A 22040-nucleotide genomic window follows, 5' to 3' on the forward strand; every position below is an offset into this window, starting at 1 on the left:
TGCACCCAGAGAGCGGTCGCATGTGTTCGACATCCGGTTACCGATCGGCGGAGACGGAAGCCTAGGAGTTGCATTTCATGGATGATCGGCCCAGCACTGAGCCGACCGGCGCAGGCGCCCTCCGGGAGGGAAGGAACCTGCGACGCCCACTGCTCGTGGCCGGCGGTGTTGTCGGGGCTGCAGTGATCCTGTGGTTCGGCTTCTCCACCTGGAGGGTGTACGACGGCCTGCAGGACGCGAAGGCCAGCGCCGAGTCTGCCATCGACGCCGCACTCGGCGGGGACATGAGTGCCGCCGGCGACGCTGTTGACGCCGCAGAGTCGTCGGCAGCGAGCGCAGTCGACTCCTCCGAATCGGTTCCCTGGCGAGTCCTCCGCCTCATCCCTCGCGCCGGCGCGCCGTTCGAGACGGTGCACCAGATCGCGAAGGTGACCCAGGGGCTCACCGCAAATGTCGCAAGACCGACTGTCGAGGCCGGCAGCGCATTCTCCCTCGACACGCTGGTCGCCCCCGGCGGTCGGATCGACGTCGCCCTGCTGCGCGACGCGGAGCCGATCCTCGCCGACGCAGCGATCGCGACGCGCCCGCTCGCCGAGCAGGCGGCACGCATCCCCGAGGCCGGCTTGTCTCCGGTCGACAACGCCCGGGTCCAGGTGCGGGATCTGACCGCCCGACTCGCCGATGCGCTCGACGAAGGTGCCGACGTCGCCCAGGTTCTGCCTGCGATGCTCGGAGCCGACGGACCCCGCAACTACTTCATGGCCTTCCAGACGCCCGCCGAAGCACGCGGTACCGGCGGCCTGGTCGGCGGCTTCGGCGTCGTCAAGGCCGAGAACGGCGTGGTCGGGATCGACACCCTCGCATCGAACAACGACGTCCCCTACTGGGAGAGCTTCGAACCCCTGGATCTCGGTCCCGATTTCGCGGCTACGTACGCGTTCTCCGACTCCGTCACCACCGACATCCGCAACAGCAACTTCAGCTCCCACTTCCCGTACACCGGCCGGATCTGGCAATCCCTGTGGGAACAGCAGTCCGGTCAGCGCGTCGACGGTGCCATCGCCACCGATCCGATCGCCTTGAGCTACGTCCTCGAAGCGATCGGGCCCGTCACGCTGCCCAACGGGGACGTGATCGATGCCGGCAACATCGTCGACGTCACGCTCTCTTCCAACTACCTGCGCTTCGCCGACGACAACAACGCCCGCAAGCAGTACCTCCAGGACATCGCCGCCGCGGTCGTCGCGAAGATGACCGGTTCCATCGAGTCGCCCAAAGCGCTGATGGACGCGCTGTCGCGGGCGGTGAGCGAGAACCGCATCGCGGTGTGGAGCGACCGTCCCGAGGAGCAGGAGGTTCTCGCCGACAGCGCCATCGGCCACACGGTTGCGGACACCCCGGCGCCCTACGCCGAAGTCGTGATCAACAACCACGCCGGCAACAAGATGGACTACTACCTGCGCCGCGAGATCGAGTACCGGGCGGAGACCTGCACGGGTGACACCCGCAAGTCGACCGTCACGGTCCGCCTGCACAACGACGCGCCCGAAGAAGTGGTCGGCTATCCGCGCTACGTCGCCGGGATCATGGAGACCCGAACCGAGAAGGTTCCCATGGGATCCAACCTCCCGATGGTCAGCCTGGTCGCCACGCAAGGTGCCCGGCTCGACAAGGTCACCGTCGACGGCAACTCGGCGTTCCCGCTCCGCGGAACCGAAGTGGGGCATCCGGTTTTCCATATCCGCACAGCCGTCCCTCGGGGCGAGACCGTGGAGGTCGTGTTCGAAATGACCGAGCCGAGCGCACCCGGCGTCGCGCAGACGCCGATACAACCACTGGTCGACACCCCGACCGTGACCGTCGACGTCCCGGTGTGCAATGCGTGACCATTTGATGACCGAAGAAGGACGTTCGGTCGCAATCCTCGGCACGCGCGGCTATCCCAGCTACTACGGTGGTTTCGAGACCCTCGTGCGGAAGCTCTCCCCCTATCTCGTGGATCGCGGATGGGACGTGACCGTGTACGGACGCAACGGCACCACCGTGGTCGACGATCCGGGGCGCGATCGGCGCGTCAAGACGGTCACGACCGCCGGCGTCGAGTCCAAGGCACTGAGCACCCTGTCCTACGGGTTGACCTCGGTCGCTCATGCCACGCGGCGACGACCGGACGTCGCACTGATCATGAACGTGGCCAACGGTTATTGGCTGCCGCTGCTCAAGGCTCGCGGGATTCCCACCGTCCTCAACGTCGACGGCATCGAATGGGAACGTGACAAGTGGAGCACCTCGGCCAAGACGGTGTTCAAGGGCGGTGCTCATCTCACCGCCCGGTTCGCCGACTGTCTGATCTACGACTCGCACGAGATCGCCCGCCGCTGGCAGCGTGAATGGAAGCGGGACGGAATCTTCATCCCCTACGGCGGCGCCGTTCCCCCGCAACTGGCACCCGTGGACGGACTGCCGTCACGGTCGTACGCCCTCATGGTGGCCCGCTTCGTGCCCGAAAATTCGGTGCGCGAATTCTTCGCTGCGGCAGAGAAACTCAGTCGCGATTGGGATGTCGTGATCGTCGGATCGTCAGGGTACGGCGACGAACTCGACGCCGAGGCGGATCGGCTGTCCCGTTCCTCGGACCGCATCCACTGGCTCGGGCACGTCAGCGACGACGACAAGCTGTTCGCCCTGTGGCAGCACGCCGGCGTCTACTTCCACGGACACAGCGTGGGCGGCACCAACCCGGCCTTGGTGCAGGCAATGGCGTGCGGCGCGCCGATCGTGGCGCGGGACACGGTGTTCAACCGGGAGGTTCTCGCCGACTCCGCCCGCTTCGTTCGACCGGACGGCGACGCCATCGCAACGGAACTCGCAGCGGTCATGTCGGATCCCGAGCTCCAGTCGAATCTCGGTCGGCGCAGTCGCGAACGTCAGGCGAGCCACTACACCTGGGACGGTGTGTGCGCGGCGTACGAGAAGGCGATGATCTCGCAGATCGACGCTCGAGCAGCAACCGGCCGAAATGCCCACCTCTGAGAACGATGGACGAAGAATGAATCGACGAACCCTGTCACCCAAGGTCCGCGCGGCCGCACTGTCCTCGCTGCTCACCGTCGGCGTCGCACTCGCCAGCCACACCGCGGCGGTCGCGGATCCCGTCGGCGAGACCGGAACCGACGTGGCCTCCTCGACCTCCGCTGCCGATTCGAGACTCGAATCGGTCACCGACATCGACGACCGCCACCTCGTCCTCGAGGTCTATTCGGCGTCGATGCAGCGTGTGGTCCCGGTGCACGTGCAACGGCCCGCGGACACCAGCGTCGCCCGTCCCACCCTTTACTTCCTGGACGGCGCCACCCGCAGCGAGAAGACCGACGTCGAGGAGTTCCTCGCCGACGAGAACGTCAACATCGTCTCCCCCATCGGCGGCGAGAACGCCTACTGGACGGACTGGAAGAATCCCGACCCCAATCTCGGGGTGAACAAGTGGCGCACGTTCATGACGGAAGAGCTTCCCCCGATCGTCGATACGGCCTTGAGCACCAACGGGATCAACGCAATCGCCGGCATGTCGCGTGTGGGCACGGCCGCGCTGCAGCTCGCGATCGCGAAGCCGGGGCTCTACAAGGGCGTCGCGCTCTACAGCGGTTGCGCCAACATCAGCGACCCGCTCGGCTACGCGATCGTGACCCTGTCGATGGACGAGTACGGCCAGGGTGATCCCGCCAATATGTACGGTCCCGCAAACGATCCGGAATGGGCGGCAAACGATCCGTATGTGAACGCCGAAAAACTCCGGGGCACTGAGCTGTTCATCTCCACCGGCAACGGGCTCCCCGGCAGGTACGAAACCCTCGACGGCCCCCACATCGACGGCAGCGCAGCAACGCTGTTCCGTCAGGTCTACGCAGGTGGTTCGATCGAGGCGGTCACCAACTACTGCACCCACCGTCTCGCAGATCGCTTGAACGAACTGGAAATCCCGGCGACCTACAGCTTCCGCAACAGCGGAACCCATTCGTGGGGTTACTGGAACGATGACTTCCACGATTCGTGGCCGGTCCTGGCGCGGGCACTCGGAATCTAGGTAGTTGCACACCCAAGACGATGGATTGCGCGTCTACCCGTTACGACTTCTCCGTTCATGACTCGAAGTAGGAAACGTTGAGTACCAAACAAGCCCACGGCGAACTGACCGTACAACTGATCGTTTACCAGAACCCCACCCAGCCAATGATTCGGGCAATCGACGCGCTGACCCGATCCATCGAACTTGCGCGTCTCGAGGGACTCGTCTCACGCGTCGTCGTTCGTATGGGGGACTGTTCACCATCTGCTGTGTTCGACGGACCTACTATCGACAAGGTCACGACCATTCTCTCAACAGTCGAGGCTGAGTTCGACTACATCTTCTTCAACGAGAACATGGGCCACGGCGGAGGCCAGAACAGACTCTTCAAGAGTCTGGACACCGACCTCGTCCTGGTCTGCAACCCAGATGTCATTGTCTCGCCAGATACATTGAGCGCCCTGCTACGCGCCAAGAAGCCCGAAATCGGAATCGTAGACGCACGGCAGATCCCTCTCGAACACCCGAAAGACTACGATTCGGAGACCGGCGAAACGGGTTGGGCTTCTGGGGCCTGCATGCTCACCTCCGCCGAAGTCGTCGACGCCGTACAGGGATTCGATTCGGACTCGTTCTTTCTCTACTGCGACGATGTCGACTTCTCCTGGCGTGTGCGACTCGCCGGGTACAGGATCGTGACCGAACCCGCTGCTCGAGTCTTCCATGACAAGCGACTGGCCGCAGACGGAACCATCGAGGTGTCTCCGGCTGAGGAATACTATTCTGCCGAGGCTGCCATGATCTTGGCACACAAGTACTCGCGGCCCCGCCTCGCCTCAGACATCGCCGACAGCTTGACAGATTCGAAGGTCAGCGCGCATCGCCGGGCAGCCGCAGAGTTTCGCCGACGGAAACTGGCCGACGACTTGCCCACGCCAATTGACCCTGATCATCTGGTCGGCACGTTCATTGACGGCAACTACGCCGTTCACAAGTTCTAGCCAGCGCATCCAGATTCAAAGCGAGAGTCAAATGAACGCTCCCCAGCCAGAAATCGACGCCTTTATGGACGCCCTCGACACCGGTGCGCACCTCGACAGATCCCAGTCGGATGAGATCGAGCCCGATGCGCCATTCCTCAGCGTCCTGTTGCGCACTCAGGGCCGCCGACCACACACACTTCGCGACGCACTCCTGTGCCTCCTCGCCCAGACCGATCAAGACTTCGAACTCCTTGTCCTGTCGCACACATCCGACTCGGCACAGCATGAGTCGGTGGAATCAGCTGTCACGGATCTGCCTGCCAGCCTGCAGGACCGAACGCGGATCCTTCAAGTCACTGGAGGTGGACGCGCCCGCCCACTGAATTGCGGCTTGGACGAGGCGCGCGGCACTTACATCGTTGTCCTCGACGACGACGATACTGTGTTCGGGAACTGGATCGAGGTGTTCCATCAGCTTTCGAACAAGGCGCCCGGCCGGATTCTTCGTACGGTCACCGCATCGCAAGCGATCGAGCCCGAACAGTGGTCCGACGACAGGCCGGGAGTCCGGACGGTAGGACCGATCCTGAAGGAATGGCCCGATCATTTCAACCTGCTCCACCACATCGCCGCTAACCGAACGCCGTTCATGAGCTGGGCCTTTCCTCGCCGCCTCGTAACCGAATTCGGCATTCGCTTCGACGAATCCCTCGCCGTGTGTGAAGACTGGGATGTTCTCCTCAGGGGCGCAACCCTCTGCGGCGTCATAGATTCCCCCGAGACCACAGCCCTCTACAGACGATGGCAATCCGGAGACGGATCGTTTCGCGCACATACGGAGTCCGAGTGGGTCCAGGCGGCTCAGGACGTCATCGAGTCCATCGACAAGACCCCCACTCTGCTCCCCGCAGGGTCCCTTGCCCAGTTGCAGGAAATGCAACGTCGACTCGACAAGCTCGAAGCCGAAAAAGCGGCACGGTTCCATCCGCTGAAGTGGGTTCGAAATCAGAATATTGGTCCAGTGATAGTCGAGAAGACCACTCGAATTGCCCGACACCTCCGCAATGGAGAGTTCGACGAAATTGTCGCGAAGACGAGCGGGCACATTCACAGGTTCCGAGCGGCGCGGGATACCCGGGGTGACAAGTAAAAGCTAACGAGCGGACAACTCGGATCTATCTGTATCGGGCCCGTACCAGAGGTCACTGTACCTCCGAAGTGACGCGACGCCGGCACAAGATGAAGCTGTCGCCTCCTAAAGTGAGTTGCGTTGCGGCCGCCCGGAGTACGTCGCCGACTCTACGTGGTGACCGCCCGCCGCGATCGGATCACCTTGTAGATGCGGCGCAATCGATAGAACAACGCAGGATTTCGCGACTTAACTCGCGTGACCAGCAATCTCTGCACCTCGGTCTTCATACCGAATGCCGGGTACTCGGATATCCGTGCGAGATAGCGCCATCGCCATCGAAGATGGGAAATATCAACATCTTCGCGCGCTGTTTCGATGAGCAACTTGATTACGTCTCGGTTGTAGTCGTCCATTGTTCGCAGGCCTGAACCTTCAGCGCAACCGTCGGATGCCAGTGCAGCCTCGATGACAAGCGGTACTTCATCGAGCGTGCCGAAGTACCCGATGGAAACGGCCGATTCATAAAGTTCACCGATTTCCCGCGCCACTTCGGTATCGGCGAGCACGAGCGGCTTTCCGTGCCTGGCCGCCTCCGCAATAGGCAGACCGAATCCTTCGTATACGGACGGGAAGAGTACGAGCTTGCTGTTGGAGATCAACTCGTCGACAGCTTGATCCGAAAACCCGCCGGTCGGCAGTACATGAATATTCTGCTGGTCTCCACAGGAAAGCGAAGCAGGCCCCAAGATCAAGAATCGCTCTCCGAGTCCCTCCAGGTAGGGGACGATCTCTCGGATCATCTTGTGTGAGAAATCGTTCCCGATCAGGAGTACGTATTTCCCATCCTTCACGACTTCGGCAACCTGGCCCTGCAGATCAGATATTTCAGAGCCTCCGAACACGGGATCAGACTGAAATCCCTGGTGAAGTACAACTGTTTTCCCGGAAATCTCACCGACAGTATCACCGAAATAGTCAACCATGTCCTTCAGCGAGAAGTCGCTGATTGCAACGACTTTGTCGGCCATAGCAAGGGAGTCCTCGATTACGCTTCGGACCGCATAGTCGCGGGCCAGCATTTCGTTGCATCTCAGCGAAATAATGTCGAGGTGAGAATATGCGATTTTCAGACAGTACCTATTCATCACAGACAAGGACTCGCGGTGGAATATCTGACTGGGACAATACCCAACGTGAAACAGCTCGTCCACATCTCGCAGCTTGGTGACCTCGAATCCATAGGAAGCTAGATCGTGAAACCGTGCAGCATCGGGTTCGGCGGCAACGACAAACTGTACACCCTGATACTCGTCACGATTTTCTTTCAGATGCGCGAGCAGACTGACGGCGTTCCTCGAGGTTCCGTTGTAAATTGTCGGCAGATGGTGGAGATTGATCAGAACCTTGAGAGCAGACTGTGGCCGCGCGATTATGTCGGCGAACCAGTCGACAGGGTCTATGCGTGCTTCGATGTAATTCTCGACGTGGTGAAGATAATACGGGAAGCGCTCGAGGAGGATCTTCTCATTGCGCTTCTGCAGTCGAGCCTTCCTCTGGGATGAAAAACTCTTGCTCTCCATGTGGAGCACCATGGCGTGGTTCGCCATCACCGAAGAGAACCCGTATCTATTGATTCGGAGGCAAAAATCGTTCTCTTCGTTGTAGCCCGCGCCGTAGACTTCGTCGAATAGACCGAAGTTGTCGATTACGCGCCGCTTCACGAGAAAGCAGAATCCGGGCGTAACCGGCACCACGGTATACCAAGGAAGGTCGTCCCGGACGCGCTCGTAGACCTGCAGTGCATACTCGGGAGCCCGGTCAACCTGTCCGTTGCCTGAAAACCGGAAGGGGACCGACGCAATCGTCGCGTTGTTGCTGCGGGGACACACGCTGCCGTGTTTTTCAGACGCGTACAACACGGCGAGCATTTCCTCTGCGAAGCCGCTGGTGACCACCGTGTCGCTATTGAGCAGAAGGATGTCGTTACCGGTCCGGTCCAGTTCGAAGACTGCGCGATTGCACGTACGAACGAAGCCGAGATTCTCCGAGTTGCGCTGGTAAGAGAAATTGGACCACCCTGCGATGGCGTGCTCGATATTCGTCTCCAACAGTTCGACGTCGGGACCACAATCGTTGATCAGCAGCACAGAATGACGCGGATCAAGGTGCTCCTGTAGCGATTCGATGCATGCAGACAAAGACGCCCAGTCAGCGTAGACGGGAACGACGACGGTGATTCGCTTGTCCTGCAACGGCGCCTGACCCACTATTGCGCATCCTCTCGAGTCATGCGATACGGAGCACGCCGGGGTGACTGCCCCACCAGATTCGAACCACAGAAGCCAAGGTCAGACCCGAGGACGAACATCGGCACGCGAGGAACCCCAGGTCCCGCCCATCGCAACGTATCCGCCGGTGTCTCCGTGCCCCTCCCGGGCCACCGAAATCGACGCGACTGCGCGAACATGATCGAAGACGTGCTGCATCGTCGCATCTGAGATCGAGGCACTCAGCGAGAATTCGGCAGCTGCCAGAGGCAGCGCTGGTACCGTAAAGTCCACCGTTCCGGAACCACTGATTTCGTCCATGACGAAGTGTTCATCCCGGGTGTTGCCAGCCCAGAGAACGATGCCTTCCTTCGTTTCCAACGAGAATCCGAAGACCGGGCGCTCGATGCGTTCGGTTGCCTTGTAGTGCAACCGGAATGTCACCTGAGCTCCAGGGGGAATCGACCCGACGAACTTGTTCTTCGATTCGTCCAACACTTCGACCGTTTCCACCCGTACCTGACCTGAGCCCCAATGCACGTGGCCCTCGGCAACATATATGTCGTTGCGGGTGGAGTCGTGGTACTTCTCGATCACTACGTCGGCCGGGCCGACCTCCTTGAGCTGTCCGTGTTCGAGCCACGCGGCGTGATCCGACATGTTGCGAAGTTGCCCGAGCGAATGGGAGACGACGACCACTGTCCGACCCTCACGTCGGAATTGCGCGAACTTCTCCGCGCACTTCTCCTGGAACGCGGCATCACCGACGGCGAGCACCTCGTCGACGAGGAGCACCTCCGGGTCGACGTTGATGGCGACGGAAAAGCCGAGGCGCACATACATGCCGGAGGAGTAGTTCTTCACTGGCTGGTCGATGAACTCCTCGACGCCCGAGAACGCGACGATCTCGTCGAACTTGCGCTCGACTTCCTTTCGCGTCATACCGAGGATCGAGGCGTTGAGATAGATGTTCTCTCGTCCGGAAAGCTCCGGATGGAACCCCGATCCCACCTCCAGCAGAGCCGCCATCCGGCCGTGCGCAGTGATCTTGCCGGAGTTCGGATACAGGATCTTCGCGAGACACTTGAGCAGCGTCGACTTGCCGGAGCCGTTGTCCCCCACCAATGCAAATGTGGAGGACGCCGGGACCTCGAGGGATACGTTCTTCAACGCCCAGAAGTCTTCGTGCACGGACAGTCGCCGCCGCATCACCGCACTCTTGAGTGACTGGTTGCGCTCGTGATAGATCCTGAACTTCTTGGAAACGTCGTCGACCACTACCGCCGGCGTGCTCATAGCGCCTCCGCCAATCCCTTTTCGTGCCGCTTGAAGATCCAATACCCCACCGCGAAAGTGCCTACCCCCCAGGCCACACACGCCATGCTGGTCGAGAGGTCGGGCCACCGGTTGTCGTAGAGCAGGTTGCGGAACACCTCGACGAAGTGCCCGATCGGATTGAGCTGATACAGGTCCAGTACGGTGACCGACCCGAAGAGCGGACCGATCCGGTCGGACTGTTCGGCGACGAGCGAAACGGGGTAGACGATCGGCGTCAGATAGAACATCAACTGCAGTACGACCGTCATGATGTGGTGCGTGTCGCGGAAGTAGACGTTCGCGATCGAGAGCATCATCGAAATTCCGGTGGTGAACAACCACATGAACACCATGGCGACCAGAACAACAGGGATCCATGGCAACGGATTCGCGCCGATGATGAGCAGAACGACCAGCAGTACCAGCATTTCGATCGCCCACGTATAGAGCCATGCGATCGAGTTCGATACCACGAGTGCGATGCGGGGGAAGTAGACCTTCTTGACCAGGTTCTCGTTGCCGACGAACGCGATCATCCCGCCGTTGGCGACGTTGGTGAAGAACGTCCACGGAAGCAGCGCGCACAGCAGCCACACAGCGAAGACGTCGACGCCACTCGGATCACCGGGTTCCGGCTGGATGCGGATGATGAAGGCGAACACCACCGTATAGATGACCATCGCCGTGAGCGGATTCGCCAACGACCACAGCTGACCGAGCGCCGTCGCCTTGTACTTGCCCTTCACCTCGCGGCGAACGAGGTTGAGCACCAACTCGCGTGAGTCGACCAATTCACTGACTATCGACAACGGCAAGCGCCTCCTGCATCGGTGTTTTCTGCCGCGACCAGGACTTGAACGTCCCACTGGGCATGGCCCCCACCACCCTGCGCGTCGTCCGACTCTATCGGAGCGGCTGCTCCCCCGAATGACGTGGTGGTCATGCGGCCTCCCGTCCGCGGTTCCCCAGATAGCTGCGCAGCACCCGCTGGACCGACAGTTCGGCGCGGATCTGTTCACTGTCGGCGAGAGCGCGCAACCGCCCCGACAAGTGGCCGATCTTGCGGACCGCGAGCGAGGGCCGCGACCCGCCGTCGGTCAGGTACTCCCAACCGGACTTGTCGACCTGTCCCCGCGTCCCCACGACCTGCGAGGGCGAAATCCGGTATCGCACAACCACACGGTCGTCGACGTCGATCGAATCGATCGCTGCGCCGACGAGAGAGAGCCACCGATCGTGCAGCCATCCGGCCGGCACGGGCGTCGCACACTGCACGAGGCGCGAGTCGATCATCATCGCGGCCCCGGTGGCCATCGGGTGACGCAGCAGCATTCGCATCCGCTCGGCAGATGTCGCCTCGCGCCACGCGGCCGGCACCGGAAAGCGATCACGCAGCTTCGCTCCGGTGAGCACGCCGCCCTGATCGATCAGCATCCCGTCACCGACCGTGAGGAGAACACGGCCCGACGCCAGACGGTCGCGCTGCATCGCCAATCGATCGGCTTCCCAGACGTCGTCCTGATCGGACAGCGCGATGTACCGGTATTTCGACGCGGCCCGCAAGCCTGCTTCGAAGTTCGCGGCGATCCGTGTGTACAGATCGCTCGTGCGGATCTCGGGAGCGCGAACGACCACCACCGGGATCGGTCCGTGGGTAGCGAAGTAGTCGACGACGAATTCGCTCGATCCGTCGGACGAGCGATCGTCCACGAGGTAGATCGCATCCGGTGTCGTCGACTGACCCGCAATCGAGGCGAGCTGCTGCTCGAGGAACTGCATCCCGTTGTGGGTCACCAGCACCACTGCGATGCCGTCGACGACCTCGGCATCGATCGACGAGCGGAGAGGGCTCGGAGCCGGACCGCTGTGGCCGAGAAGGAAGTCCCGTATGCCGGCGCCCACCGCACGGAACTTCGCCCCGCGCGCATCTTCGATCGTCAACGCCAGGAGGGTCGCGATCACCAGCCGACGCAGCGTCACAAGGAACCATCGCCCTTCCCGCCGGCCGTACCGCCGGAACATCACGAGGCGATTCCGGGTGATGTAGTACCGCCGCAGGGGGCTGTGGTGGGTCACCGAGACCCGGCGACCGAGGATACGGACGGATCCTCCGCTGCCGATCGGATGCGCGATCTGCACTCGATCGTCCGCGAACACCTGATACCCGTGAACCCTCAACCGCAAGCACAGATCCGTGTCGACCGAATCGATCACGAGCGATTCGTCCGTCAATCCGGCCGAACGCAACCCCTCCGAGTTGAAGACCGCTGCGGACTGGATGATCTCGGGTGTCGGCCGCAGTCTCTCGGGGGAGTCACGGTGGTACCGCATGCCACTGACCACCCCGGGACCGACGGCACCCCAGGCATGCGGTCGTGTCCTCTCCAGCTCGTCGACCGCAGAGTTCATGGCATCGAACAGGGCCTCGTCGACCACGGTGTCCTGATCCAGCGTCATCACGAACCGCGCGCCCGCCGCCAGAGCCGCAGAGAATCCCAGGTTCAGGCTGTGCGCGATTCCACGATTCTCGGGCTTCATCATCACCGTGACGTTCGGGCATGCATCCAAGTACCGGTAGAACGACGGATCGAGGGTGCGGCTGCCGTCGTCCACGACGTAGACCCGGTCCACGAGACGCGCCACCGTGGCGACTCGATCCAGGAGTTCGGTCGGGGGTTCGTAGCAGGCGAAGACGACAGCGTCGATCAGGGAAGTGTGCATCGGAGATCAGTACGCGCCTGCCCCGGCGACAACGGCCCGGACGGTCTTGACGACGATGAGCAGGTCCCCAACCATCGACCAGTTCTCCACATACGACAGGTCGAGCCGCACCGACTCCTCCCACGACAGGTCCGACCGTCCGCTCACCTGCCACAGCCCGGTCATCCCGGGCTTGACGAGCAATCGACGACGCACCGTTCCGTCGTATTCCGCCACCTCGCGCCGTAAGGGCGGACGTGGGCCGACCACGCTCATCTCCCTGCGCAGCACATTGATGAACTGCGGCAGTTCGTCGATGCTGTACCGGCGCAACATTCGGCCCACGGGCGTGACGCGTGGATCTTCTCGCAGCTTGAACAGGACCCCGGCGCCTTCGTTCCTGTCCATCAGCGCCGCTACATTTCGGTCGGCACCGTCCACCATGGACCGGAATTTCAACATCATGAACGGTTGTCCGTCGAGACCGATGCGTACGGATTTGTAGAAGACCGGGCCTTTGCTGGTGAGTTTGATCGCGATCGCCACCGCAATCATCAGCGGACTCGCGACGAGCAGCACGAGAGCGGAAAACACCACATCGAATGCGGTCTTCGCGAAGCTCTTGGCGCCGTGATATTGGGGTTTCTCCACGTGGATGAGCGGGAGACCGGCGACCGGGCGCATTTCGAGGCGGGGCCCGGAAACATCGATGATTCCCGGAGCGACCACGAGGTCGATCTCGGAATCCTCCAATTCCCACAGCAGATCCCGAATACCGCGATGGCCCACCCTCTCGGTGTCGGTGATCACGACGGTGTCGGCACCGGTCTGCTCCAGCGCGGCGACCACGTCGATTTCGCTGCCGAGCACGGGGACCTCGGTGCCGGCCGAGCGGATCGTTCCGCCTCTACGGCCGTCGGAACCGGGGATGCAGGCCCCCACCACGTGGTATCCGTCGGCGGTCCCCCTCGAGAAGGATTCGATCAGGTCACGGATGGAGCGCTCGCCACCGACGACCAGCACCGCGGTCTGCAACTGACCGCGTTCGCGCCAGCGCGTCACTCGCCTGCGCCAGAGCCAACGGCCGAGAAGCAGGCCCCCCAATCCCGTCGGGAGGGCGATTGCGAGATAGAGGCGGGCCAGATCGAGCCCCGCGAGCAGCGCCACGATGGCGATGACGCCGAACATCCAGAACGTCGACGAGATGATCCGGCGGTACTCCTCGTCCCCGCTTCCCACCACGCGCGGGGACCGGGTGCGGAAGATCGCCAGGACGGACAACCACAGGGCAATCAGAACAACGGTCACGAGGCCGTAACCGACGAAACTGACGGCCTTGGACTGGACCTGCACATCGAAAGTCCCGAATCGGACCCACTGCGCCGCCAGGACCGCCACCGCCACGATCAACGTGTCGGTGATGACCAACCGCTTCACGTACGTCGCCACCCACAGTCGACGCGCGACGGCACCCCGGTGGGATACGGCGATCGCATCTTCCGCGGATGCGTGCGTGGGCAGTGCCACGAACCCTCCTGGCACTCGAATTCTTGAACTCACGGAGCGTACAGAATCCGGATCGTTATCAAGTTGAAATCCGTTACTTAACACGGCAAAGTGTGTCCCGTTACACACATTGCATCGGGATTCCACCGTGCGCAGGACGCAGCACAGCGTTTTCCGTTATTCCACGTAACGAGCACCTACCGCGTCGTTCGAACGGTCGAATTTCATTCCGCCGGCAGCGCGTAAGCAATTCGAAGTGATGTAATTCCGTGGTGCATAACGGAACCGACGTCCGGGGAACCGACAGGGCCCGCGCCGGGAACAAATGCACTGCCCCATCTCGTCGAGGAGTATGCGAGCGAATGCAGATTTTCGATCTTGCTATCCGTCGGCACCCATTGCCGCCGCCAGCTGCGGCCACGACTCGTGCAACTCGTCCTGCCAGTAACCCCACGAGTGCGTCCCGAGATCACGGAACCGGACGGTCGCGGGGATGTCCAGTTCCCGCAGGCGGTCGGCGAGCCGGTGCGTGCAGACGTTGGTGGCCGCCTCGAGGAGACCACCCCACACGATCTGCTCGATCAGCCACGGTGCCTGCGGGGACCGGGGCAGGAACGGACTGTCGTGGGGGCCGGGGAGCCCGCTGCCGTTGGAAATGTACAGAGACAGGCCTCGCAGCTTCTCGGCGTTGAGGTAGGGGTCGTGTGCCTCCCACCCCGGGCCGTCGTAGGGCCCCCACATGTCCGTGGCGTCCTTCGCGCCGGCCACCTCGACGACGGACCGGACGTATGCCTGACCGAGGGGGTCGCTGGTCTGTGCGCACCCGCTGTACGACGCGACCGCCCGATACAAGCCTGGTGCCTGTATCGCCAGATCGAGCACGGAGGTTGCGGCCATGGACAGGCCCGCGATCGCGTTGACGCCCGAGGCTCCGAGCGTGCGGTCCAGCACAGGAGGCAACTCCCGGGTGAGGAACGTGCCCCACTTGTTCGTGCCGGATGCGGGATCGTCGCGCAACCAGTCGGTGTAGTAGCTGATCATGCCCTCGGCAGGGATGACGACGTTGACGTTCTTGTCCGCGGTGAAGTCGAGGATGTCGGTCTGATTGAGCCAGGTCATCGCGTCCTCGCCGCCGCCGGCCCCGTTGAACAGGTACAGCGTCGGCCGCGGCACGCTCGGATCGGCGGGACGGATCACATTCAGGGTGATGGTGCGGTCCATCGCCGGGGAGTGCACGAACACATCCCAGCGCCGGTCCCCGACCTTCTCGATCCGCTCGACGACCGCGAGGCCGCCACCCGGTTCCACCACGGATCCCGGCGCAGCCCCGGCGGGAACATGGACGAGCGTCGCGAGCACGACACCGGCGAGCACCACTCCGGAAAGCCACGCCCGACGAAGCGCCGCGCTACCGGCACCGCCCTTCCGAAGAGTCTTCACGTCCGACAACCCCCGCAACCCGCCCCGACACGGACGGACGCACCGCATCCGTGTGATCAGGATTACGTAACGGAGGGGTAACGCGCAAGGATTTCGGCTTCTTTGCGCGGCTCGATGTTGATTCGCGTCAGGTCGTAGCCGTAGTGCTCGAGCACGCGACGATCCATGACGCGGCGCCACAGGGGCGGCACGAGCGAGACGAGGACGAGCACCGCGTACCCGGCGGGCAGCTGCGGCGCCTCCGGCATGCTGCGCAACGTCTGATAGCGGCGCATCGGGTTCGCATGATGGTCGCTGTGTCGCTGCAGGTTGTAGAGGAACAGGTTGCTGCACACGTGGTCGCTGTTCCAGCTGTGAGGCGCGGCGACCCGCACGTAACGGCCGTCGGGCCGCTTCTCCCGCAGCAGACCGTAGTGCTCGAGATAGTTCACGGCCTCGAGGAACATCACGGCCATCACGGCCTGCACGACGAGCCACGGTGCGATCTGCCAGCCGAAGGCCGCGACGAGGGCCGCGTACAGCACGACACTCATCGCCCACGCGTTGAGGATGTTGTTGCGAACCGGATTCCACGGCGACCGTCCGCGGCGACGCAGCCGCGCGCTCTCGTAGCTCCAGGCCGAGCGCAGGCTGCCGATCACGGTCCGCGGCAGGAAGCGCCAGTAGCTCTCTCCGAAACGAGCGGTCGCAGGATCGTCGGGCGTCGCCACCCGCAGATGGTGACCGTGATTGTGCTCGACGTAGAAGTGCCCGTAGAAGGACTGGGCGAGCGCGACTTTCGCGAGGCGTCGTTCGAGCGTCGTCCGTTTGTGTCCGAGTTCGTGGGCTGCGTTGATACCGACCCCGCCGACGACGCCGAGCGTCGCGGCCATCGCGAACTTCTCGAACGGCCCCATCGGGCAGTTCACCCAGGTCCAGCAGCCGAAGACCAGTCCCGCGTACTGCAGCGGCAGGTACAGGTACGTGCACCGGCGGTAGTACTTGTCGCGCTCGAGGGACTTCATGACCGCCTCGGGCGGATTGGTCCGGTCCTGGTCGACGAACCGATCGACGAGCGGCGCGATCACGGCGATGACGATCGCCCCGGCCGCCCAGAAGACACCGAGGTGCAGGTAGCGCACGAGAACCCATGCCATGAACGGGCTCAGCGGAACGGCCAGTCCGAACAGCCAGAGATGGCGTTTCGGGTCCCTCCATCGCGAACCGATCTCGTCGTCCATCGGCATTGCCGACCCCCCGGACACACCCAATTCCACCACATACTTCCAGCCGCATTGCTACGCGCCGGCTGTCCTCGCCCCCGAACACAGCCCCCATCGCCTCGAAGAGTAATGCACGGAGGTTGGGCCCTCGGTGGTCCGTGACAGAGGCCACAAACAGCACAACGGTGGTGCCGGGTCACAATACCTGGGCACCACCGTTGTGAACGGGGAACGCGAATTCAGATGGCGCGGACGCCCTGCGCCTGCGGACCCTTCTGACCCTGACCGATCTCGAACTCGACGCGGGCACCCTCATCGAGAGTCTTGAACCCGGTGCCCTGGATCTCGGAGTAGTGGACGAAGACGTCCGGCCCCCCACCGTCCTGTTCGATGAACCCGAACCCCTTCTCCGCGTTGAACCACTTCACAGTTCCCTGCGCCATTTCCGCTGACTCCCTCTACATCCACACCCGGACGTCACCCCGACGCCGCGGTCAAGTGGCCATCATCGCACTGATTGTGACGATCGTCGCGGCAGACGCGTCGGAGGTTTCGGAAAATCCGGTTGAAATGGAGTTGCGCGCCGGTGGCACCATGGACGCCGTGACTATCGGAGAGCAAGGCCACCTTCACCACCGCATCACCCGCCCGCTCGAGCAGTCCTCGAAGCTGCAGAACGTGCTGTACGAGATCCGCGGGCCGGTGCACGCCCACGCCGCGCGACTGGAGGCGGAAGGTCACCGCATCCTGAAGCTGAACATCGGCAATCCCGCCCCGTTCGGATTCGAGGCGCCCGAGACGATCGTGCAGGACATGATCGCTGCTCTCCCGCACGCCCAGGGCTACTCGGAGTCCAAGGGCATCGCGTCGGCGCGCCGCGCGATCGTCACACGCTACGAACTGGTGCCGGGCTTCCCCAAGCTCGACATCAACGACGTCTACCTGGGCAACGGCGTCTCCGAGCTCATCACCATCACGATGCAGGCGCTGCTGGACGACGGCGACGAGGTCCTCATCCCCGCACCGGACTATCCGCTGTGGACTGCGATGACCTCTCTCGCCGGTGGCACTCCCGTGCACTATCTGTGCGATGAGTCCAACGACTGGAATCCGGACATCTCCGATATCGAGTCGAAGATCACCGATCGCACCAAGGCCCTGCTGGTCATCAACCCGAACAATCCCACGGGCGCGGTGTACTCCCTCGAGGTCCTGACGCAGCTGGTCGAGCTGGCCCGCAAGCATCAGCTGCTGCTGCTCGCCGACGAGATCTACGACAAGATCCTCTACGACGACGCGAAGCACATCTCGCTCGCGACGCTGGCACCCGACCTGCTCTGCCTGACCTACAACGGCCTGTCGAAGGCGTACCGGGTCGCCGGCTACCGCTCCGGTTGGATGACCATCACCGGCCCGAAGGAACACGCTGCCGGCTTCCTCGAGGGCGTCGATCTCCTCGCCTCGACGCGCCTGTGCCCGAACGTCCCGGCGCAGCATGCGATCCAGGTCGCGCTCGGCGGTTACCAGAGCATCGAGGACCTGATCCTGCCCGGCGGCAGGCTGCTCGAACAGCGCGATGTCGCGTGGGAACGGCTCAACGCGATTCCGGGCGTCAGCTGCGTGAAGCCGCGCGGCGCCCTGTACGCCTTCCCGCGGCTGGATCCGGAGGTGTACGAGATCCACGACGACGAGAAGCTCGTGCAGGATCTGCTGCTGCAGGAGAAGATCCTCATGGTCCAGGGCACCGGCTTCAACTGGCCGAACCACGATCACCTTCGGATCGTCACGCTGCCGTGGGCCCGCGACCTCGCCGTCGCCATCGAACGGTTCGGCAACTTCCTGTCGAGCTACAAGCAGTAGCGTTCACGCAGGTCACCGGCTCGGTCCGCGCGTCGGGCCGGGCCGCACCCGGCGTTCGCGGTGGGGTTCGCTCCGAATTTCCGGACACCGAAGCCCGCCGTGACACGCCCGAGACGCACGACACGCCGATCGTTGTGGAATGTATTTTTCGAGTCCTGCGGACGCATTTCCGCAGGTAGAAGGTCCCTAATAGGTCCCGAATCGGACAATCGGACCAAGCGGTGAGGCGAGACACACCTCAGAAGACTTTCCCGAACACGGACATAGGAAGTAAGTTTGTCCATGGCACGGCGCGACCGTGCCGGGCTCCCTGACCGACGCCATCCCCCCTGTGCGAGGTCAGGTGAAGGTGGCGGGGACACCCCCCCTGCTCCCCGCCACCACCAGCCCAACTCTTTCTCCTCCGGCCCCGAGCACATCGAACGCTCAGTCGCCACGGCCCGTGAATCTCGGCGGGAAACTCACTCGCGGTCACGATTGAACCACAGATTTTCTGGGTAAGCCACACAGAAGGCTCGTTCCGGGCCTATTTTTTCGTGCCTGTGGCACGATCTTGACGCATCAACTTGTGCGCAGAGCACAAATGAATCCCCCAATGGAGCCTGGACGGCCGTGCCCCCGTCCGGACATCCCGCAGAGGGTGGCTAGCCTGTCCCGGTGAGTCACGGACACGGACACGGGCACGGGCACGGGCACGACGGTCCGGTCCCGCTCGGCCCTACTGCGGCCCGGGTGGTCGTCGGACTGCTGACAGCCATCGGCATCGTCGTTCTGCTGGGCACGGCCGCCCTGTGGCCCAGCAGCAGGTCCATCGACATTCCCGCGCCCTTCCAGACATCGGGCGGCGGCGCCGTGGTCACCGAGGCGGGCACTGTCGTCACCCAGGACACCGGCTCGTGCGGGAGCACCTCCTCCGGCCGCGTGTTCACCGGCAACCCGGTGCCGCCCGCGACCGACGCCTACCAATGTGCCCGCAGCGTGATCGCCATCGAATCGGGTCCCAACGAGGGCACCCGGACCCTGCTCGAGATCGCCCCGGGCCCGGGACAACCGGAGTTGCACGCCGGGGAGAAGATCCGGCTGGTCCGGCAGACCGATCCGTCGGGCGCAACCCAGTACTCCTTCTACGACTACGCCCGCGGACTGCCCATCACCCTGATCATCGTCGCGTTCGCCGTCGTGATCGTCGTGGTCGCACGGTGGCGGGGGCTGAGGGCCCTGCTCGGTCTGCTCGTCGCGTTCGGCGTACTCGTCGGTTTCATGCTGCCGGCACTACTCGACGGAAAACCGGCCGTGCCGGTCGCGCTCGTCGGCGGGTCGCTCATCCTCTACGCCGTGTTGTACCTCGCGCACGGAGTGAACCTGCGTACGAGTTCGGCGCTGCTGGGCACCCTGGCGTCGATGGGCCTCGCGGCGCTGCTGTCCTATCTGGCGATCCGGCTGACCAATCTGACGGGCCTGTCGGAGGAACAGAACACCGACGTGCAGTTGTACCTCGAGCACGTGAGCATCACGGGTCTGCTGCTCGCCGGATTCATCATCGGATCGCTCGGTGTCCTCAACGACGTCACGATCACGCAGGCGTCGTCGGCGTTCGAACTCGCGGCGATCGACCCGTCCGCGAGCCGCCGCGAGGTGTTCACCTCCGCGATGCGGGTCGGTCGCGACCACATCGCGAGCACCGTCTACACGCTGGTGCTCGCGTACGCCGGCGGCGCGCTGCCGCTGCTGCTGTTCTTCAGCATCGCCGGACGATCGATCTCCGACGTCCTCACCGGCGACGCGGTCGCCATCGAAATCGTGCGGGCCTGCGTGGGCGGCATCGCCCTGACCCTGTCGGTGCCGCTGACCACCGCGATCGCGGCGCTGCTCGCCCGGCCCGTCGGATCGGGTGGCGGGGCCGCGCCCGTCGTCGAACGACCCCGTCGGGAACCGACCCGCGGGCGGCACGCCCGCTGATCACTGCCCGGACATCACCGTGCGGGCAGCTCGAGCCTGGGCAGCTCGATCCGCGGCAGCTCCACCGTCGGCAGGACGGGGACCGGGATGTTCAGCCCCGGGATCATCGGCGGGGGCGGCGGCGTCTCGGGAGCTACCGGCACCTGCCGCTGCGTGGTCGGTTCGGGTTCCGGCTCTTCGGTGGTCGTGGTGACCGGTGCCGGCGCCACCGCGGGCCTCGGTGACGGCTTCGACGACGGCGGCGTCGTCACCACCGTCTCCGCGGGAGCGGACTCGTCGACCGGATCCGAACCGAAGACGCTGTTGCCGGCTCCGAGCGCGACACCGATCAGGGCCACCACCATCAGAGCGGTTCCCGCGAGGCCCGCGCCGCTGATCTGCTTGCCGCTGACCCGGGGTCCGCGGGCTGTGAGCATCCCCAGCCAGGACCGCGATTCGTCCGCGTCCGCGGCATTCGCGGGCTTCTCCTTGGGACGGGCGATCCGATCGGTGCGCTGCTCGGTGCGCCGGTCCGTGGCTGCGAATCCGCTGACACCGGCCTGCGCCCCGGCCGGGCGCGCGATGCGCTCGGTCGCCGCCGGCGGCGGGACGATGCGCGTGGTCATGCCCGGTATCGAGTCCTTCGGCCGACCGGCAAGGAGAGCGCCGCCCTTCGCGAGGACCAGCTCCGGCTCGTGCGGCACCACCAGCGGCAGCCGCAGCCAGGACCGCAGGACCTCCTGGACGAGGGGGATGTGCGCGCCGCCACCGAGCAGCACGATCGCCTCCGGATCCCGGCCGGCACGCTCGACGATGTCGCGGACGAACCGCGCGGACGACTCGACACACTGCGCGATCAGCGGGTCGAACGTGTCCCGCGACATGAGAATGAGCCCGGCAGCGCCCGGCACCGCGACCGCGTCGCTCGCGGACAGCTGTTCCTTCGCCTCGCGGCACTGCGCGTCGAACTCGGTGACGGTCGCCGGATCGTCGGGCAGCCACACCCCGTTCGTGCCGAGCTGGTGTTCGCGGATCGCAGCGTCGAACACCCGTCCCCCGACGGTGTCGGTGCGTCCCGCGAGGACCTCGCCGGACGGAAGGTCGACGACGGTCACGGTGAGGCCCGAATCACCCAGGTCGTAGAACACCGCCGTGTCGGTGCAGAGCTCACCGCTGGCACGCAGATACGCCAGCGCCGCCTCGGACTCGGAGACCAGGTCGAACCTGTCGAGACCCTGTTCCGCCATGGCCTTGCGGATCCGGTCCGCCTGCGCCGCGTCGCGGTACACCACACCGAGAGCGTCGATCGGCTCCCCCGCCACCCCCGTCTGGAACAACACGCCCAAGGTCTGTGCGGCGAGACGGGCGGGGTCGTCGCGACCTGTGTCCACCACCTGGAACTGAAATCCCGCCGAGGGCGTGGTCCGGTCGATCGGACGCACGATCCGGACGGCGCTCTCCCCAACGGTCACCCCGAGTACCGAACTCATCAGCCGCCTTCTGCAATTCCGGCGCCGCTCCAGTGCTCACCCCCGGCGCCCCAAGACGCCCCGATGTTACCCAACGGTCTCGATACGGCATACGGGCAATTGAGGGGACTCGATTCCACCGCTGTGGTACGGCTCCGCG

16 protein-coding genes are annotated in these 22040 nt (G+C 63.9%); 7 read left to right on the forward strand and 9 right to left on the reverse strand.

The window, feature by feature from the left end; genetic code table 11:
* Positions 1-77 precede the first annotated feature (77 nt).
* From ACWDTS_RS04500 to ACWDTS_RS04520, 5 genes are all read left to right on the forward strand, one after another.
* The gene (locus tag ACWDTS_RS04500) at positions 78-1886 is read left to right on the forward strand and encodes a DUF4012 domain-containing protein (RefSeq protein WP_450117664.1); all 1809 of its coding nucleotides are present in this window, start codon (positions 78-80) and stop codon (positions 1884-1886) included.
* Between the two features lie 7 nt (positions 1887-1893).
* The gene (locus tag ACWDTS_RS04505) at positions 1894-3033 is read left to right on the forward strand and encodes a glycosyltransferase (protein WP_450117665.1); all 1140 of its coding nucleotides are present in this window, start codon (positions 1894-1896) and stop codon (positions 3031-3033) included.
* A gap of 16 nt (positions 3034-3049) precedes the next feature.
* The gene (locus tag ACWDTS_RS04510) at positions 3050-4084 is read left to right on the forward strand and encodes an alpha/beta hydrolase (protein ID WP_450117666.1); all 1035 of its coding nucleotides are present in this window, start codon (positions 3050-3052) and stop codon (positions 4082-4084) included.
* 77 nt (positions 4085-4161) lie between these two features.
* Entirely contained in the window at positions 4162-5067 is a 906-nt protein-coding gene (locus tag ACWDTS_RS04515) for a hypothetical protein (RefSeq protein ID WP_450117667.1), read from the forward strand.
* Between the two features lie 31 nt (positions 5068-5098).
* Positions 5099-6199, forward strand: a complete 1101-nt coding sequence (locus ACWDTS_RS04520; protein ID WP_450117668.1) for a glycosyltransferase family A protein — start codon at positions 5099-5101, stop codon at positions 6197-6199.
* A gap of 149 nt (positions 6200-6348) precedes the next feature.
* Here ACWDTS_RS04520 and ACWDTS_RS04525 read toward each other — a convergent pair whose 3' ends face one another.
* From ACWDTS_RS04525 to ACWDTS_RS04560, 8 genes are all read right to left on the reverse strand, one after another.
* Complete coding sequence (locus ACWDTS_RS04525) at positions 6349-8448, reverse strand: glycosyltransferase (protein WP_450117669.1); 2100 nt, start codon at positions 8446-8448, stop codon at positions 6349-6351.
* 81 nt (positions 8449-8529) lie between these two features.
* Positions 8530-9744, reverse strand: coding sequence for an ABC transporter ATP-binding protein (locus ACWDTS_RS04530; protein WP_450117670.1), 1215 nt, complete (start codon positions 9742-9744; stop codon positions 8530-8532).
* Entirely contained in the window at positions 9741-10556 is an 816-nt protein-coding gene (locus ACWDTS_RS04535; RefSeq protein ID WP_450108410.1) for an ABC transporter permease, read from the reverse strand. Before ACWDTS_RS04535 ends, ACWDTS_RS04530 begins: the two co-directional genes overlap by 4 nt.
* Positions 10557-10704: 148 nt before the next feature.
* Positions 10705-12486, reverse strand: a complete 1782-nt coding sequence (locus ACWDTS_RS04540; protein WP_450117671.1) for a glycosyltransferase — start codon at positions 12484-12486, stop codon at positions 10705-10707.
* A gap of 6 nt (positions 12487-12492) precedes the next feature.
* Positions 12493-13986, reverse strand: coding sequence for a sugar transferase (locus ACWDTS_RS04545; RefSeq protein ID WP_450108445.1), 1494 nt, complete (start codon positions 13984-13986; stop codon positions 12493-12495).
* A gap of 366 nt (positions 13987-14352) precedes the next feature.
* Positions 14353-15411, reverse strand: coding sequence for an alpha/beta hydrolase (locus ACWDTS_RS04550; protein WP_450117672.1), 1059 nt, complete (start codon positions 15409-15411; stop codon positions 14353-14355).
* Positions 15412-15473: 62 nt separating this feature from the next.
* Positions 15474-16637: an alkane 1-monooxygenase gene (locus ACWDTS_RS04555; RefSeq protein ID WP_450117673.1), complete on the reverse strand. Its 1164-nt coding sequence runs from the start codon at positions 16635-16637 to the stop codon at positions 15474-15476.
* 215 nt (positions 16638-16852) lie between these two features.
* Complete coding sequence (locus ACWDTS_RS04560; RefSeq protein WP_197255165.1) at positions 16853-17056, reverse strand: cold-shock protein; 204 nt, start codon at positions 17054-17056, stop codon at positions 16853-16855.
* Positions 17057-17207: 151 nt separating this feature from the next.
* On the opposite strand from ACWDTS_RS04560, the gene ACWDTS_RS04565 reads away from it, so the two are divergent.
* Both ACWDTS_RS04565 and ACWDTS_RS04570 read left to right on the forward strand, forming a co-directional pair.
* Positions 17208-18473 (forward strand): pyridoxal phosphate-dependent aminotransferase, encoded by a 1266-nt coding sequence (locus tag ACWDTS_RS04565; protein WP_248674340.1) that lies wholly within the window; start codon positions 17208-17210, stop codon positions 18471-18473.
* A 657-nt stretch (positions 18474-19130) separates the two neighbouring features.
* Positions 19131-20432, forward strand: coding sequence for a YibE/F family protein (locus tag ACWDTS_RS04570; RefSeq protein WP_450117674.1), 1302 nt, complete (start codon positions 19131-19133; stop codon positions 20430-20432).
* A gap of 14 nt (positions 20433-20446) precedes the next feature.
* Here ACWDTS_RS04570 and ACWDTS_RS04575 read toward each other — a convergent pair whose 3' ends face one another.
* Positions 20447-21901 (reverse strand): Hsp70 family protein, encoded by a 1455-nt coding sequence (locus tag ACWDTS_RS04575; RefSeq protein WP_248674342.1) that lies wholly within the window; start codon positions 21899-21901, stop codon positions 20447-20449.
* Positions 21902-22040: the final 139 nt, after the last annotated feature.

Source organism: Rhodococcus sp. NPDC003383 (assembly GCF_053589115.1).